General features: G+C 60.4%; 18 protein-coding genes. 8 read left to right on the top strand and 10 right to left on the bottom strand.

Features of this window, described 5'->3' with window-relative positions; all coding sequences use genetic code 11:
* Positions 1-12 precede the first annotated feature (12 nt).
* Positions 13-258 (top strand): hypothetical protein, encoded by a 246-nt coding sequence (locus AC1RQC_RS37535; protein WP_492372340.1) that lies wholly within the window; start codon positions 13-15, stop codon positions 256-258.
* Positions 259-448: 190 nt separating this feature from the next.
* Here the strand turns inward: AC1RQC_RS37535 and AC1RQC_RS37530 are convergent, their stop codons facing one another.
* The 4 genes from AC1RQC_RS37530 to AC1RQC_RS37515 form a co-directional block, all read right to left on the bottom strand.
* The gene (locus AC1RQC_RS37530; protein ID WP_492833108.1) at positions 449-985 is read right to left on the bottom strand and encodes a dihydrofolate reductase family protein; all 537 of its coding nucleotides are present in this window, start codon (positions 983-985) and stop codon (positions 449-451) included.
* A 502-nt stretch (positions 986-1,487) separates the two neighbouring features.
* Entirely contained in the window at positions 1,488-1,799 is a 312-nt protein-coding gene (locus tag AC1RQC_RS37525) for an H-NS family nucleoid-associated regulatory protein (RefSeq protein WP_492372342.1), read from the bottom strand.
* 238 nt (positions 1,800-2,037) lie between these two features.
* Positions 2,038-2,829, bottom strand: a complete 792-nt coding sequence (locus AC1RQC_RS37520; protein ID WP_492372343.1) for an AraC family transcriptional regulator — start codon at positions 2,827-2,829, stop codon at positions 2,038-2,040.
* Between the two features lie 99 nt (positions 2,830-2,928).
* Complete coding sequence (locus tag AC1RQC_RS37515) at positions 2,929-4,101, bottom strand: MFS transporter (RefSeq protein ID WP_492372344.1); 1,173 nt, start codon at positions 4,099-4,101, stop codon at positions 2,929-2,931.
* Between the two features lie 680 nt (positions 4,102-4,781).
* Here AC1RQC_RS37515 and AC1RQC_RS37510 point away from each other — a divergent pair.
* From AC1RQC_RS37510 to AC1RQC_RS37495, 4 genes are all read left to right on the top strand, one after another.
* The gene (locus AC1RQC_RS37510; RefSeq protein WP_492372345.1) at positions 4,782-5,210 is read left to right on the top strand and encodes a conjugal transfer nickase/helicase domain-containing protein; all 429 of its coding nucleotides are present in this window, start codon (positions 4,782-4,784) and stop codon (positions 5,208-5,210) included.
* A 30-nt stretch (positions 5,211-5,240) separates the two neighbouring features.
* Complete coding sequence (locus AC1RQC_RS37505) at positions 5,241-5,567, top strand: hypothetical protein (protein WP_492833104.1); 327 nt, start codon at positions 5,241-5,243, stop codon at positions 5,565-5,567.
* 115 nt (positions 5,568-5,682) lie between these two features.
* Positions 5,683-6,369, top strand: coding sequence for a TraM recognition domain-containing protein (locus AC1RQC_RS37500; RefSeq protein WP_492833102.1), 687 nt, complete (start codon positions 5,683-5,685; stop codon positions 6,367-6,369).
* On the top strand, positions 6,363-6,587 hold the full coding sequence (locus AC1RQC_RS37495) for a hypothetical protein (protein WP_492815186.1): 225 nt from the start codon (positions 6,363-6,365) through the stop codon (positions 6,585-6,587). The genes AC1RQC_RS37500 and AC1RQC_RS37495 overlap by 7 nt, the downstream gene beginning before the upstream one ends.
* A gap of 171 nt (positions 6,588-6,758) precedes the next feature.
* Here the strand turns inward: AC1RQC_RS37495 and AC1RQC_RS37490 are convergent, their stop codons facing one another.
* The 5 genes from AC1RQC_RS37490 to AC1RQC_RS37470 form a co-directional block, all read right to left on the bottom strand.
* Entirely contained in the window at positions 6,759-7,226 is a 468-nt protein-coding gene (locus AC1RQC_RS37490; protein ID WP_477119923.1) for a cupin domain-containing protein, read from the bottom strand.
* Between the two features lie 721 nt (positions 7,227-7,947).
* The gene (locus tag AC1RQC_RS37485; protein WP_492815188.1) at positions 7,948-9,345 is read right to left on the bottom strand and encodes a hypothetical protein; all 1,398 of its coding nucleotides are present in this window, start codon (positions 9,343-9,345) and stop codon (positions 7,948-7,950) included.
* Positions 9,346-9,503: 158 nt separating this feature from the next.
* Positions 9,504-9,875, bottom strand: coding sequence for a hypothetical protein (locus AC1RQC_RS37480; protein WP_492815190.1), 372 nt, complete (start codon positions 9,873-9,875; stop codon positions 9,504-9,506).
* 160 nt (positions 9,876-10,035) lie between these two features.
* A complete protein-coding gene (locus tag AC1RQC_RS37475) occupies positions 10,036-10,176 on the bottom strand; it encodes a hypothetical protein (RefSeq protein ID WP_492815192.1) in 141 nt (46 codons plus the stop codon).
* A 9-nt stretch (positions 10,177-10,185) separates the two neighbouring features.
* Positions 10,186-10,602: a hypothetical protein gene (locus AC1RQC_RS37470; protein ID WP_492815194.1), complete on the bottom strand. Its 417-nt coding sequence runs from the start codon at positions 10,600-10,602 to the stop codon at positions 10,186-10,188.
* A 127-nt stretch (positions 10,603-10,729) separates the two neighbouring features.
* Between AC1RQC_RS37470 and AC1RQC_RS37465 the strand changes: the two genes are divergently transcribed.
* Genes AC1RQC_RS37465 through AC1RQC_RS37455 form a run of 3 tightly spaced genes read left to right on the top strand, consistent with a single transcriptional unit; the run spans position 10,730 to position 12,911 of the window.
* Complete coding sequence (locus tag AC1RQC_RS37465; protein ID WP_492815196.1) at positions 10,730-11,788, top strand: helix-turn-helix transcriptional regulator; 1,059 nt, start codon at positions 10,730-10,732, stop codon at positions 11,786-11,788.
* Positions 11,789-11,829: 41 nt separating this feature from the next.
* The gene (locus tag AC1RQC_RS37460) at positions 11,830-12,036 is read left to right on the top strand and encodes a hypothetical protein (RefSeq protein ID WP_492815198.1); all 207 of its coding nucleotides are present in this window, start codon (positions 11,830-11,832) and stop codon (positions 12,034-12,036) included.
* 47 nt (positions 12,037-12,083) lie between these two features.
* Positions 12,084-12,911 (top strand): SIR2 family NAD-dependent protein deacylase, encoded by an 828-nt coding sequence (locus AC1RQC_RS37455; RefSeq protein ID WP_492815200.1) that lies wholly within the window; start codon positions 12,084-12,086, stop codon positions 12,909-12,911.
* A gap of 305 nt (positions 12,912-13,216) precedes the next feature.
* Here AC1RQC_RS37455 and AC1RQC_RS37450 read toward each other — a convergent pair whose 3' ends face one another.
* Complete coding sequence (locus AC1RQC_RS37450; protein ID WP_492815202.1) at positions 13,217-14,464, bottom strand: HNH endonuclease; 1,248 nt, start codon at positions 14,462-14,464, stop codon at positions 13,217-13,219.
* Between the last annotated feature and the right edge of the window lie 443 nt (positions 14,465-14,907).

The following is a 14,907-nucleotide window of genomic DNA, read 5'->3' as shown; positions in this document are numbered from 1 at the left end:
GGAGGATTTGTCATGGCAACCCTTGAGACGTTTCCTACCGCGGAGCGCGAAGCTTTTACCAATGCCTGTCGTCGACACGGGTTCATCGCCGCCGACTTTAGCGTCTGCGACATGACCGGGGAACAGGATCGCCTGGTCAGCGTGCTGAGGCCTGAGACAGGCGTATTGATGCATTATGCGGCAGAGTCTCGTGATTCTTGGCCAACCAAATTCGAGCACGACCTGGCCATCCGGGTCTTCGGAGACGCCCCCGAGTAAAACCTTGACGGTGCCCGCTCTATAAGAGGTGTGAGGAACTGGAAAACGTCAGACTGCGTTTTCCGAAAAATCGATGACTTAACAGAGACCTGCTTTAGAATGGGTTGAAGCCACGCACAAGGCCTCGTCTACTGAGATAGTGCCGATTGCGGCGCCAGATGTACAAGCCTCATCATCGCATCTTCACAAATTAGTACAGCACGCGATAGGTCGACTGCACTAGGCCGGACGGAAAGTGCCGGCTTGATTCGAGCGCCAGACTGACGTCGCGCGGCAGGGCGCCGAACAATGGTCTGCCTGCCCCGATCAACACTGGCACGGTGGTGACCACCAAATCAGCGATCAATCCGTCGCGCAGAAACGACTGAACCAACTGACCGCCATCGACGTACACGCGACGCGCGCCTGCAGCTTCCAGTTGCTTCATCGCATCCGTGGGCGTGCTATCCGAGAACCGCACCTTTCCCTGCAGCCTCTCCGGCACGGGCTTGCCAGCCAATTGCCGGGACAGCACCAGAACGGGCTTGTCGTAAGCCCATTCGCCCAGCGTGAGGACTTTTTCGTAGCAGCCTCGGCCCATAATGATCGCGTCCTTGTCGGCGATGAAGGTCGGATAGCCATGGTCTTCTGTCGGCTCATCCCGGTTCAGAAGCCAGTCGATGTCCCCATCGGGTCGGGCGATATAGCCGTCAAGGCTGGTAGCAATAAAGACGTGTCCTGTGATCATTGTCAATCTATTGTTCTGTCGGATCGCGCTCAAGCTTTAGCCGGCGCCTCGGCCCGTGGCGCAGACTCTTCGGTCCCGCCAGACACAATCCATGAGGTTTGCGACGCTCGAATGGCCATTATCGTTGAAGGCAGGCGTTCGCAGTGCATTGCCAGATGGCACCTATTGGGCGCCGAAGGGCGTCTGAGTGAAACTGCGACCGTCTCAGGCCGGCCGACAGCGGTCGTGCCTTGTCCCGGCGCTGAACCCGAACCCTGGAGCAGCCGTACCCCCATCGGGCCGCACGGCAATCAAGCTAATTCCGATTCCCTACAGTGACCCAGTTGTGAACGTGGCGTTCCGCTCCGGTCATGATGATGCCTGTATGGATATACAGTGTCGCGCGTGAGCACAACCGATACAACTTGCGGTAAGGGCGAGCAGCGGTTCAGCGTTAAGCGAACAAAGTTCAGAGTTGAGCGAATCTCGACAAGTGTGCCCCGCCGGCGCTCACTAGTGCAGGTCAGACACCAACCCGGAAATGCTCCACCGTCTGCCCGGCGTTGACCGCCCGCCGCAGCCAGTCCGGCATGGCGCCCTCCCCGTCCCAGCTCTGCCCATCGGCGCTACGGTAGCGCACCACCGTTGGCGCCGATCGTTCGGTTGCGGCAAAACAGCCGGCCGCCAGCAGCTGCTCGGGGGTCACCCCGTGCCTTGCCATTTGGGTGCGGATCCAGAGGATTGCCTCGGCCCGTTCGCGCAGCGCAGCGGCAGGGCTGGCGCCCGAAAGCAGACGGGAGGCGGCGGACTGGCGGGAAGGAATGGCAGTGGGCATGGACGCAGATGATACCTGCGACCTGCGCCAGCGGCCGCGCGATCCTCCTGCCTGTCCGGGGCACCTTCTATATCGAGGGTGGCACAGCGCCAGCCGGTGATTCGCCACCTCACTAGAACAAAGCAATGCCCTTGTGGGGAGGGCCAGTGTCATGTGTGCCGCTGGCTGCCGGATTGTGGCACAGCGAAGGGCCGCCGCCCCGGGTCGTCACTTCCGCCCGGCACACCAGGGCGCCATGTCAGTCCGGTGCTTCGGCCTTGCGGAAGTACGCGCTCGGGCTGACGCCGAAGGTCTTGCGAAAAACCGCCGCGAACGCGCTGGGGCTGTCGTAGCCGTGATCCAGCGCCACCTCCAGGATGGCGTCGCCCTGCGCCAGCCTGGGCAGGCTGAGCAGCAGTCGCGTGTGGCGGCACCAAGCGCCGAAGGTCAATCCGGTCTCGCGCTTGAACAAGCGCGCGAAGGTGCGCTCGTTCATATGCAGCTCCGCCGCCCAGCCAGTCAGGGTGGCCGCCTGGGCGGGGCTCTGGATCAGGCGTGCGCACAGCTGCGCGGCGCGGGCATGCTGCGGCATCGGCAGGTGCAGGGAGAGCACGGGTGCCGCCCGGATTTCGTCCAGGATCAGTGCCATGATTCGCTGGTCGCGCCCTTCCGGCGCATAGCTGGCCGGGATTCGTACCGCATGCAGGATGAGCTCGCGCAGCAGCAGGCTGACTTCGATGGCGCGGCAGTCCTGCGGCATGGCCGCGCAGGCGCCGCCAGCCACGAAGACCGTGCGCATGCGCACATCGCCGACGGCGCCGATGCGGTGCCTGAGCTGCGGCGGCACCCACACCGCGCGCCCGATCGGGACCACCCATTCGCCGCGCGCGGTGCGCACAATCATCACACCGGAGATGGCATGGATCAATTGTCCGTGCTGGTGCCAGTGCTCGGCCAGCTCGGAGCCGTCCGGTTGGTCGTTGGCCACCACCACGATCGGCCGGGGCGTCTGCAGCGATTGCTGGAGGGCGGCGTCGGACAGGGTCTTCATGAGGCGGATCTGTGGTTCGGTGAAAGCGTCATCGTGCGCGCCAGTGTAGCCCGCCCGCCGCCCATTGGCTGGCAGCAGGGGACGCCACCCTACCGCAGGCTAGGCGACGGCAAGGCCCTGCTCGTCGATGCGCGGGGCGCGGTCGCGCAGGCGCAGGGCAAGCGCGCTGGCCACGCACAGCACGCCGAGCACGGTGGCCAGCGTGAAGGCAAGGCCGCGCGCGTCGGACAGCAGGCCGAACAGCGGCGATGCCATGCCGCCCACAGACAGCGCCAGGCCCAGCGTGATGCCGCTGGCCATGGCAGGGTTGCGCGGCAGGTAGTCCTGTGCCAGCGTGACCTGTGCCGTGAACGGCAGGAACATGGCAACGCCCAGCAATACCGTGAACACCAGCGCCAGGGGCGCGCTGTGCACGAGCACCAGCCCGGCCAGCATGGGCAGCATCAGTACATAGCCGGCACGGATCGCGGTCATGCGGCCGCGGCGGTCGCCAAGCCAGCCGCCCAGCAGCGTGCCCACCGCGCCGGACGCCGTGAACGCGGTCAGCACCGCGCCGCCGAGAAAGGCGCTGCCGCCGAGATCGCGTGTCATATGGAGCGATAGCATCGACAGCACCGTGACATAGGGAATCGACCAGCAGATGATGGTGGCTACCAGCAGGCCGAAGGCGCGCCATTGATTGGGCACCGGCGCCGCCTGTGAACGTCTGGCCGCGGCTGCGCCGGGCACGGCCGCCGGACGCGCCGACGCGACCAGCCACAGCACGGCCATCAGCACGGCCGGGATGCCCAGCAGGTAGCTGCGCGCCAGCGCGCCACCCCCAACCGCGAGCGCGGCCAGCAAAGGCGCGAACGACGCACCGACGGTGCCTCCCACGGAGAACACGCTCATTGCCTTTTGCGAGGTGCCGCCGGCAGCGCGGGCGGCCACCGTGGCCGGCGGATGGTAGGCGGCGATGCCGAGGCCGCTCAGCGCGATGGCCACCCAGGTGGCGAGATAGGTGGACGCCATGCCTGCCAGCACTACGCCGAGCGCGGCCACCAGGAAGCCGGTGGGCACCAGCCAGCCGCGGTGCGCGCGGTCGGCATAGGCGCCGAACAGGGGCTGCACCACGCTGGAAAGGCCGGTGGCTGCCAGCATCAGGCCGCTCACGGCCGCGTAGCTGTAGCCGCGCTCCAGCACCATGAAGGGCAGCAGGGCCGGCACCAGCCCCTGATAGAGATCGTTGACTGCGTGCGTGCCGGTGAGCAGTCCGAGCCGCTTCTTGTTCATGCGGCGTCTCCCGTGCGGGAGGCGGGGCGTGGCGAGGGGGCGAATAATGGCATGTCTGGATCCTCCTTGACGTTTGAATGGAAGATCGTAGACAGCAGCCGGAAATTGATCTCGCGCGGAAACCACAAGATTCGTCGCGAAATAGACAAAATGGCTTTGTAGATGCGCTAACGGATGGGCTTCGTTCCGTCGTCACCCGACTCGGCCGCGAGCCAGGTCAGAATGCGCCATTGGCGAGTGTACCCTCGCTCGCCGAGCCCTTCTGGCCGGCGGTTCAGAGTGGAATGACCAAAGTTCAGAGTTTGGCGATTCTCGACAGCCGCGCCCAGGAGCACAGGCCAACTCGGAATGCCGGTGCGGGAGCCGGTTGATGTGTTCGCGCCGGTAAGGCGACAGCGCCTTGAGCACCTCGGCGTCGAGGGGATCGATCGGATATGGCCGGTAACCCTGCTTGATGCGGCAGTAGCGCAGAGGACTTCCTCGATGAGATCGAATCGGCCTCCGCCCTGCAGGCCGAGGTCCGGCAACAGAGAGCGGCAGACACCGGCGGAAGCCGTGCCGCCCCCACGCCAAGAATGCCTCCAGCGGAGATTCTGCCACCCGTGGTTCCCGCCACTCCCGCGCTACCGCCCCTGACGCCACGTGACGAAGCGCCCCCGCCACCATTGGCGCTGCAATTCATGCGGTGGCTGCAGGAGGGCATTGCGCAAGGCAGCCTGCTGGTCAATACCTCCCAGGCACAGGTCCATTCGGTCAAGGAGGGCCTACTGCTGGTGACTCCCCGGATCTTCCGCCAGTTCACGCATGACACCGATCCACGCGCCGAGAGTGGGGAAGCCCTGGAGTACACGGCGGTGCAGAAGGCGGTCTTCAAGGCGCATTGGCACTACATCGCCACCAAGCCGGCCCCGAAGGGCCGCAAGGCTACCCGAATCAATATCCTGCGCTACACCACGTCCGGTGGCGGCCCGGGTGGTGCTACCACCGCCAAGCCGCTCTCCGGCGTCGTCATCCTGCAGCCCGAGCGCTTCGTTAATCCCGTCCCACCAGTGAACTGCCACCTCACTTACCGCGAGGACATCACCCTCAACCTGGGCCCCTCCTCCTGAGCTACCCCTGTCTGACGTTGGAGACTGGATATGGCGTATCCCATCGAGAATCTGTTCCGTCCCCCTGTCGAGCTTATCTCGGCCGCCACGGCCACCATAGCTGGCACGGCGCTACTCACCGCCCCGCACTGGTTCATGACGCCACCTCCGGTTGCATGGACAGGCATGTTGGGCTTCTACACGCTTGCCGCCTGGCGCCTGCATCAGGGCTACCGGATCGTGCGTTTTCACCGCAATTTGAAACGGCTGCCGAAGTACGTCCAACATCGACGCGCTGGCACAGGCGTATATCGATCACTGGCTGGACACGACACAGCCCAACTGGAGAAGTGCATTCGAAGAGTATGCGAGCGATGAGGACCGTCGCAAGACCAAGACCAAGGAAGCGCAAAAGACCCAGCATGCGCTGGACCTGCTGCTGCTCATCGATTTCATCAACGCGCAGGCATGGTTCGACCCGGTAGCCAACGCCTTGGCCGGGCTGGTGGCCAAAGAGCGCGGTTACTTTGAAAAGCTGGTGGCCTCCCTGTATCCGTTCCTGGAGAAGCTCACCACCGGAAAGATTGCAGAGCTCATCTCCCCCGACTACGAAGCCACCGGCGATGCGCGCCCGATTTTCGACTGGATGTCGGTCATCAACCGCGGTGGCATCGTCTACGTCGGCCTGGACTCCCGCTCTGACTTTGAAGTCGGCTCGGCTATCGGCAACGCCATGTTTGCCGATCTCACCTCCATCGCTGGCCAACTCTACAAGTTTGGCGCCGGCTTTGGCCAAAGTACGGCAGAAGGCAAACGCCGCATCGTGGTTCACGCAGACGAGTTCAACGAACTGATCGGCGACGAGTTCATCCCGCTGCTCAACAAGGCCGGCGGCGCCGGCTTCCAGGTCACGGTCTACACCCAGACCTGGTCTGACGTCGAAGCCAAGATCGGCAACCGCGCCAAGGCTGGGCAAATCGGCGGCAACCTGAACACACTCATCATGCTCCGGGTCAAGAACAACGAAACGGCCGAGATTCTGACCAACCAACTGCCTGAAGTGTCCGTCGCTTCGACTATGCTGGCCAGCGCCGCCTCGGACACCAACGACCCCCGAGATTTTGAAGAATTCGGCTCCCGCAGCGAGACCGCATTTCCACCCAGCTCGTGCCAATGCTGACCCCGGCCGATCTGGTCAAGCTCCCCAAGGGCCAGGCCTTTGCGCTGATCGAAGGTGGCAAGCTCTACAAGCTGCGCCTGCCGCTGTTCGACCCCAAGGCGGACGCCACCGATCTGGCCTTGCCAGCATCGCTCGAGGTGATCGCCGCCGACATGAAGGCCCGCTATGACAGCGCGGCCGCGGCCGAGATCCTCACCGTGCCAGGAGGCTGGCTATGAGCTCCCGCTACGAATTCCACGAACTCAAGGTCATCCACGTCTTCGTCTGGCCGCTCAAGCTGCTTTGGAAAAGCAACTGGCCGCCAGGACACGGTTGGAGGGAACAGGGGGGGCGATAACAGGCTGGCCTCTTGGGGGAGCCAGAGTTTCTGCCTTCAGTCCGTTGATGTTTCAGGGAAGCATATGGGTATCCCCGGCAGCCTGCGGCGGCAACTTGATTGCCAGCGCCTTGAAATCGCCGCTGGTTGCGATCGAACCCGCGTGCGCGACACCCTTTGGAATGATAATCAGGTCACCCGGGCCGACCTCGCGCTGTTCACTGCCCAGCCAGAATGTGCCCTTTCCTGAAATGACATACTGGATCTCGTCGGCGCTGGTGTGGTAGTGCTTCGGAACGTTGCCCGATTGCACTGCAACGGTCCCTTGTGGCGTCGCCACCAGCCCCTTCGTACGTAGCGTGCCCATATTGGGAACCTGCGGTCCGATGTCTTCATTGCTCATGGCGACCAAGTTGATGATCTGCGGCGCCAATGTGGCGGGCGGGATTTGCGCGTGGGCCGGCGGCAGTCCCGTATGGGCTGTAAGGTAGCCACAGGCAAAAGCGATTGGGACAGCGGAAAGAGCGACAAAGCGATGCATATTCATCTCCCTTCGGTTGGTCTGCGAGCATTGGATCGCTACGATGCATAATTCGCGCGATACGGCTGGATTGTCTCACCGCGATCCGCGCCCAGAATTAAGGGGAAACCCGCAAGCACTGAATCAATCGCTTGCCGAAAGGGGGCCACCCGAAGGAGATTCAGCGGATCTGGCTGGCGGTTCCCGACCCATAGCGGTCGGTCGAGTCTGCTACTTACCTCCTCGCCGGAGGCGAGCTCAACGAGGGGAGAGGCTCCTGTCGCCTGGTTTGGCAACCCAATATCTCGATGGCACGGCCTTCCAGGCCCCGCACCGTGCTTCGGGTTGATAGTCCGATTCGCGTGCGTTGATGCGACACCTTCCAGGAAGCTGACGCCTCGCCTGTGGCATCCATTCTGCCGCCTGAGTTTTCCTGGAGCTAGTCTGCACGCCAGGCGCGGAACGCTCATTTTCCCGGAGCGTCGCCGCCTGAGACGAAGATGGTGTGGGCCCGGGTCGGCAATGATCTTCGTGGCCGCCGACAACAGCAGCTACGGGGCGACGCTTTCCTTGAAAAGAGGCATTGTTTCGATGTGCTCCTGACGGCCGGCGATGCCGGGCCGGCGCTTTACACGCCGGCCTTAGCCAAGTGGGCCCCAAGACGCGAAGCCCATCGTTGGACGTCGGGGGTCGACAGGCGCACGAGAAATTCTGCGACGCGGGCCGGCTTGCCCCGCTGGTTTCAAGGCTCTGATTCTCGAGCGAGGTGTTGTTCGAGCATAGAACCGATACTCACCGCACCCTCATTGAGATCCACCTCGCCGCTAAGCTTCCATGCCAAGGTATTCCCATTTGCCTGCGAGCGCACCAAGATCCCAACGTCCTCCAAAACCGCAGCCAGCCGGCTGGTATCGGGTGGGTTCCTCTTACTCGCCTTTAAGTAAGCTTTCCCAAGGCCCCATGGGTAATCTGGGTCATTTTTCTTCGTCGCACTATTATATAGACCAAACGGTTGCCCACCGTACTGGTACTGTTTATTCGCATTCGCAAGAAGTGACAAAGTGCGGTTAATGACATCGATCTCAAATTTGATTTCTTTCTCGCCCTTGTCTTGAGCCTTCGTGACAATGCCGGATGCATCAATTTTGTATCTGAACGGATTATTCCCCCGCAGGGTTTCGCACGAGACCCAGTCGCCGTCCGACTCGCCGGAAGCATCAATGCCTGTAGGAGAGGGGGGAAGATCAGATGGGCGATTGGTGTCTGTCAGGTCTGCGTCGGATATCGCCGGCCCTCCAGGCAAGTCGTAGCCGATCATAAATAACGCGGACTCGAGTGCCCGTAGCCGTGTGCCAAAATCAGTAATTTTGGAGAACTCGCTCTGCTTAGCACCGTCCTGCTCCAAGATTTTGCTCAAGATCCAGTTGGCACGGAGATTCCATTCTGCGTGGTGTGCTCCCGACTTCAGTTTGGGAAAATTTTCACCAGGTTTGCGACATTTGGGATCGGGCGCGTTCGCGGCTTCCTTGGCTGGCGCCCATGGGAAGCGAAGTGCAGTCGGCACTTCTATGCCCCGTCCCCTGCAAAACTTGACGACCGCCCACCCTAGAGCCGCAGCGACTCGGCTGTCATAGATGACGAAATTTTCGCATATCAGCGAATATACCTTCGTCATGCCAGCATTAAACCGTAGCTTTTTGGAAAACAGCTTCGTATCCGCCAAATCTCCTTTGTCGAAGGCTTTGCGCGTCTCGTTGAGTAGCTTTGCGAGATTCGCCTCGTTCTTAAGCAACCAGTTGACGTTTCCGCCCCGTACACCGCCCCAGGTCACGATGTCGATAGCAGCTTGGCATGCATCGCGGTCATTGATGGTATCAAGCGCCTTCGTGAGGTCCTTACGTAAGGCCTCTAGTGCTTTGGCATTCGACGCGAACGAGTTGCCACTTTCCACACCAAGGCGCTCGATCTCGGGATGACTCCATTTATAATTCGTGTAAGCGTCGAAAATGCTTCTGCACTCCCAGCGCTCGCCGCTTCTCCGATTGCGGTAGGCATGGCTGAATTCATCGCGATCGAGATGGTTGCTAATCCACTCGACAAATTCCAATACTTCACCCGTCAGATAATCGTCTTTTTTCATTCTCTGATTTCTCGCATTGACCGCTTTCGCGATATTTCAAAATGGAACATCGAGGCCAGCGCGACCTTCTGGTAAGGCCCAAATCTGTTGCCCCGCCAAATCATGACGGCATTTAGTCCTGTTGTTAGAAAGCCATTGTGCCCGGTGGCGAGGCGTCTTTACTTGTGCCCCTGCCACTCAACGTCAGGATCGTCATCCCAAGCCGGGGCAAATGACACACCTTTCCACTTGGCGCTCGTTTGGTCAAAAATCGACCCGTGCCGGGGCCGATGGAAGTTATAGATGAGGCAAGAGACCCCATCCGCCCGGTACTTTGCATACAGATCCATGAACTGCGCGGTAGTAAGGATCGGTGCACGCTCGAAGAATTCCTGATTCTCCCAAGGGGTGTCCATGACAAACACGCGCCAAAAGTACTTGTACATGCGCGGATTGGGATGCGGCATGTATCCCGAGCAAAACGACTGAGTTCCGCGCCCTCCACTGGAGCTGATCATGTTCAGGAGATTCTGTTTCGTCGGTTCCATCATCCTTGTGCTTCTCCCTGCAAGCTTTTGCTTTGTCGATGCACCGCGCGCGGCGGTGGCGAACCTAGTCCTTACTCTTCGACTGCCTCTTCGGCACCTCGACCTCCCTGTCGAGCGACTCTATGAACCAGCTCAACGCGCGAGTTTGGCCCGCCGCCCCACGTCAATGGACCGTAAGGATGCCCAGCTTGACGAGGAGCTCATCCATAGTCATAGGATCCGACCATTCACCGATTCGCTCCTGTTCAAGAATCTTCTCCGCGATCTCGGGATCTACCCAGTCGTCGCTGTCATCCGATTCCATGGACTCTCCTCAAAAGTCCTCTGCTCTTTTTTCCCAATAGCCTGGTGCGTCGTGATGGGCATTGTCCATCGCTGCATCAAGTGACAGGGCCCAGAAACGCATTTTGGGCAACCGGAGCGTGCCGTCCGGATTCTCCAGGAATTGCTCCAGTTTCAAGTATGCGGGGTCGGCACGATCAAAAGGGGTGTCGAGGTAAATGCTACCTCGGTATCCCGCTATCATCCATCGGTCGCTCGCAACTTCACCGCATTGCCGCCAAGTGTAGCCATTCGCATCGAGCCACGAGATGACCTCCTTGCGTGAAGGATTGACTCTCCAGTTCTCAGGCACGGCCGCCCCGAACTGGTCCTGAAAAAATGTCAGGAACAGTACGTCCCGGCAGACCTGGCGGGCAATCGCGTCAATATGCTCGATGAGTTGGGGCATAAAAGGTAACCAGTACAGGTCGAAGAGACTTATGATATCGGCGAATCTGGCACGCGCGGTGCCAGATTATTTAGATGTCGGGATACCCCCCCAACCTAACACGATGAACAAATCATAAGTGCTCGATATGCTGCTCAGCAAACTGGAAGCCGCTACCTTGGAGTTGTTGTGGACTCGACCGGAGGGGTTCCTGTCCAGCGAACTGCAGGCGGCCCTCGCCGTGCATGGTTCCCCTCGTACGATCCGCAACGCGCTTGGGCTATTAGCGAGTAAGGGGTACGCCAGTGCCAAAGGCGCCACCAAGGGGCGAATATGGAAGCCCCTCAAGGCGGCTCCGGCGTCCCGCAGACCGACCATTAATGAGTCGATGGCCCTCCTTACCCTCCGCCATCTTGCGGAGCGGCACCTTCCCGCCAGCGTTGTAGCGTCGCTCGAGCCCAACTTCGAGGCTGCGACTAACGTCCTCAACGAGCACCCCACCGCCTTCGACCTCGCAGCAGCTCGCCTTTGGATGGACAAGACGATCCGGCTGCATGGCGGATACCCCTTAATTCCGCCAACCATTCGAGACGACTTCTTCCAGATCGTTGGGCACGCGCTATACAACGACGAGTCTCTGGATATCACTTACCGGACGTCGCTCGACGCCGAGCCCAAGGAGTCTCGAGTGATTCCCCATGCCTTGATAGAAAAAGGCCCGCTCTGGTACCTGGTGGTCAAGCGCCGCCGAAGCTCGGGGCAGCCGACACCCACCGTCCTCCGGATGGACCGGATCGTAGCCCTGAAGCCAGCCGGAATCGACCTTACTCGCGACAAGAATTTCACCCTCGACAAGTTCGTTCAAAGAGACCGAGCCATGGAGTTCTTCGCCGGCGAGCCGGCTCAAGTGCGGCTGCGCGTCAGGGAAATCGCGGAAGACGGGAGGCGAGTCGAGCATGCTTTCCGATACCTCAAACTGAGCCACGATCAGGTCATTGAGGAAGCCGATAACTGCTTCATGCTCACTGCGACCGTCATCCCATCCATATCCCTGACCAACCTTCTCCTCGAGAAGAGCACCACGGTGGAAGTGGTGTCACCAGCAAGCATGCGCGAGCAAATGATCGCCCACCTGAAGCAGGCCCTGGCCCAGTACGAGGATCACCCGGCGGAAGGCGTGGGTTCTGGAACCCAGCCTGCCAGTTAGCGCCCTAAGATCCGGATCGTTCTCACCTCACGGAGATGACCATGACGCTCAAGACGATCCGCGACGCTCATAACCGAGTGATGGGCTTTGTTGCCATGGATGATCATGGCAACGGCATTGCTCGCGACGCCCACATGAAGCTGCTCGGCCGCTACAACGCCGGGCGCGATTTCACTTACGACGCCCACAACCGGCCCTTCGGCCGCAGCAACCAGTTGTCGGCCCTGATCTATCGCGCTGGCGACTGAGGAATCTGGCAAGTGTGATAAATCTGCAGCTTTGAGGCCCGGAGCAAATGGACAAGGATCAACTTCAACTGGCAGCCCAGGCGCTGCGGGAAGCGAAAGCCATGATCGTGACTGCCGGGGCGGGGATGGGCGTCGAGTCGGGGTTGGCCGATTTCCGCGGGGCCGAAGGCTTCTGGGGCGCCTACCCCGCCTTGCGACATGCCGGCTTTGGGTTCGAGGAAATTGCCTCTCCGGAAGCTTTTCGCCAAAACCCGCGTCTTGCTTGGGGCTTCTATGGGCACCGGCTCGCGCTATATCGCAAGACCGTTCCGCACGAGGGCTTCCAAATCCTAAGGCGCTGGGCTTCGGGCATCCGCAACGGTACCTTTGTGTTTACCAGCAACGTGGATGGGCACTTCCAGCAGGCCGGCTTCGCAGATAGCGAGGTTGTTGAGTGTCACGGATCTATCAACTTCCTTCAATGTCTTGACAATTGCGCGGGCAGTGAGCCGTTTGGAGCTGGTCACCTCGCTCCGGTGATCGACGAAAAGAATTGCCTCTGGATCGGCGATTTGCCCCGATGCCCACATTGCGGCGGAATTGCACGGCCGAACATCTTGCTCTTCGATGATATTGAGTGGCAATCCCGCTGGTATGACCTATCTCGGGAGCAGATGAACGCGTGGGTGCCACGCCAAGCCGGGCGGATCCTCGTGATAGAGCTTGGAGCCGGCAATGCAATTCCGACCGTTCGTCGATTCGGAGAGCGGCTTGGTCGCCCGCTCATTCGAATCAACACCACCGATGTCCAGGGCGGTCGCCCCGATGTCATTCGATTGCAGGGTGGCGCCCTCCCGGTGCTGCGTAGCCTTGAGGCGATCGTCAGTACCGCCTGATTCCCTCTGCATGGCGTAATGTGGACTCAGATCCACGGCTCCGCGAGTGGCGGGCAAGCGCACTCGCGCTGGCGACGCCCACTATAAAAAGCCCTCGATGTTGCTTATTGGCGCCAATTTAGGAGGAATCCCCGACTGGCCGCTTGTGGCCGTAGGCGACCGTTGGTGTCGATGCGCCACAGGCAGTTACCAACTGCCGTTGCCGTGCCGTTGCCGGCGCGCGAAGTGACTTCGTAGCCCGATGGGCGTCTGTTGTAACTTGCTGTCGTCGGCAATGGCACGCGCAGCATAACGTTGTAGCGTTGCTATTGGGCCGAGGCACTCACGTACTCTGAACGTTTCTGTTCGAGTCGGTCGAACTCCGCGTTGTGAAACATTAAGTAAGCGGCGCGCCTGTCGCATGGCTTGCTCTGAAGATCTTGAATGGGGCCAAGCATTTCTAAGTCGCGGTGCGTCACAGACTTGGAGACTGCCAATTTCCCGTCCGGCCGGAAGGTAATCATATAACGATCGAATAACGCGTCTATGTTGGCCGACAGTAGCAGCCCGTTCTTGGGGTCGAGCCTTTGTGCGCCAGTCGAATGACTCCAAGGCACGATATGTGAGGCTCGCAGAACCGGAAGAACAGCTAACCGCGTGGCTGCACAAGCGCCTTCGAACTCCCGCTCCAGATCAACCCGAAACTGTCCCTGCCCCAGTCGTACAGCCACTTCTGCGAGACGCTCGGTCTCAGATTTGGACTTGTCCGCCAAGATTGTGTGCAAGTCATTCTGGATTTTCGCTGCCTCCCGACTGCCCGTCGACTGAAAGAAGACTCCGTCAATCCTTCTCGCCCAATCGCGCATTAGAAGCAGACTTGTCGCTTCGTCTTTGACCCATAGATAGGAACCGCTGTAGTCCGTATAGACGTGTAGGAGATCCGGATCACAATCATGCTCCCGGGCGAAGGCGTTCTTGTCGAAGTCTTGCGGAGCCTTGGCGACCGAGAAGGAAGCTCCGTCTTTTGGGAAGCGGTACAAGCAGGCGTATGGAGCTCTACGCCCCCAAAGGCCCTCGCTCATCTGTCCGATGTAGATGCCGCGCCAGGTGATACGCAACGTTCGTCGCTGTTCCTTTACAGGACCCTGCGCCGTAGTAGCGACGGCAAAGCCTTCGTCTTCCAGCGCACGAATGACACTCATTGCAAATGCACTTGGCGGGTTGCCCGTATAGCTTGAAAGGTCAGACATCGAACTAGAGGAGGACACTGGAGCTTGACTTCGTGGCGTCCCGGTCTTCTCCTGCAGAAGGGAAATCTCGCGTTCGATAAATGCCTCGAGGGCTTCTACCGAATCCACCAGTTCCAGCGAACGGTCTCCCTCCGACGAACTGGACTGCGCAAGCTTTAAATCCAACAGACCCCGAGGCGCCGGCTTGAGCCGAAAGATCCTGTTCCCAACACTCTTTTTTCCCAGGAAGTAGCTATTGCTAATCGTATTAGCTTCTCGCTCCAACGCAGGAAACCTATCGCAGACGAGGGCGTGGATCTGTTCGAGACTTAGGTTTGTCTTCATGGCCTACTGTTGAAGTGAAAGTATCATGATACTGACTCAAGCTTTAAGGCAGAAGCCACTTTTAGCGCGGACCACTCCGGCTTAGGACATGCTTCGCCGAAATGCCCATGAAACGCTGGAACTGGCTGCGGAACGGTCGTCCTGGCGTCCATGCGCGCGTTCAAGCGAACGACCGGACACGGCTGTTCCCGGCCATTCTAATTACGTACCGAGATCGAGGACGCCCATAATAGCTCGATCTCGCTGCAAGAGCGTAATCGGACACGCCATGCGACAGGCCGCCGCTGACAGTTGTCAGGAATCACTCGCACCGGTTACTTGAAATCTGAGCCCCGGTTCGCTGAACTGCCTCGGCGGCTCGTTGAACCTCAGCGGGATCGTTCCGGGCCATAGCACGCTCAGACCAAGCCAGGTTTGCCGTGTACTGCTGCCGCAGGGAAGGG

This window comes from Cupriavidus sp. GW822-FHT03E04 (assembly GCF_058801495.1).
This window is presented reverse-complemented; position numbering and strand designations above follow the sequence as displayed.

Excerpts from the sequence above, each read along its gene's own strand:
- AC1RQC_RS37455 (WP_492815200.1), top strand. The coding sequence starts at position 12,084 with ATGGACAAGGATCAACTTCAACTGGCAGCCCAGGCGCTGCGGGAAGCG.
- AC1RQC_RS37525 (WP_492372342.1), bottom strand. The coding sequence starts at position 1,799 with ATGCCCACTGCCATTCCTTCCCGCCAGTCCGCCGCCTCCCGTCTGCTT.
- AC1RQC_RS37495 (WP_492815186.1), top strand. The coding sequence starts at position 6,363 with ATGCTGACCCCGGCCGATCTGGTCAAGCTCCCCAAGGGCCAGGCCTTT.
- AC1RQC_RS37515 (WP_492372344.1), bottom strand. The coding sequence starts at position 4,101 with ATGAACAAGAAGCGGCTCGGACTGCTCACCGGCACGCACGCAGTCAAC.
- AC1RQC_RS37535 (WP_492372340.1), top strand. The coding sequence starts at position 13 with ATGGCAACCCTTGAGACGTTTCCTACCGCGGAGCGCGAAGCTTTTACC.
- AC1RQC_RS37475 (WP_492815192.1), bottom strand. The coding sequence starts at position 10,176 with ATGGAATCGGATGACAGCGACGACTGGGTAGATCCCGAGATCGCGGAG.
- AC1RQC_RS37465 (WP_492815196.1), top strand. The coding sequence starts at position 10,730 with ATGCTGCTCAGCAAACTGGAAGCCGCTACCTTGGAGTTGTTGTGGACT.
- AC1RQC_RS37470 (WP_492815194.1), bottom strand. The coding sequence starts at position 10,602 with ATGCCCCAACTCATCGAGCATATTGACGCGATTGCCCGCCAGGTCTGC.
- AC1RQC_RS37520 (WP_492372343.1), bottom strand. The coding sequence starts at position 2,829 with ATGAAGACCCTGTCCGACGCCGCCCTCCAGCAATCGCTGCAGACGCCC.
- AC1RQC_RS37450 (WP_492815202.1), bottom strand. The coding sequence starts at position 14,464 with ATGAAGACAAACCTAAGTCTCGAACAGATCCACGCCCTCGTCTGCGAT.
- AC1RQC_RS37530 (WP_492833108.1), bottom strand. The coding sequence starts at position 985 with ATGATCACAGGACACGTCTTTATTGCTACCAGCCTTGACGGCTATATC.
- AC1RQC_RS37510 (WP_492372345.1), top strand. The coding sequence starts at position 4,782 with ATGCGGTGGCTGCAGGAGGGCATTGCGCAAGGCAGCCTGCTGGTCAAT.
- AC1RQC_RS37460 (WP_492815198.1), top strand. The coding sequence starts at position 11,830 with ATGACGCTCAAGACGATCCGCGACGCTCATAACCGAGTGATGGGCTTT.
- AC1RQC_RS37490 (WP_477119923.1), bottom strand. The coding sequence starts at position 7,226 with ATGCATCGCTTTGTCGCTCTTTCCGCTGTCCCAATCGCTTTTGCCTGT.
- AC1RQC_RS37480 (WP_492815190.1), bottom strand. The coding sequence starts at position 9,875 with ATGATGGAACCGACGAAACAGAATCTCCTGAACATGATCAGCTCCAGT.
- AC1RQC_RS37505 (WP_492833104.1), top strand. The coding sequence starts at position 5,241 with ATGGCGTATCCCATCGAGAATCTGTTCCGTCCCCCTGTCGAGCTTATC.
- AC1RQC_RS37485 (WP_492815188.1), bottom strand. The coding sequence starts at position 9,345 with ATGAAAAAAGACGATTATCTGACGGGTGAAGTATTGGAATTTGTCGAG.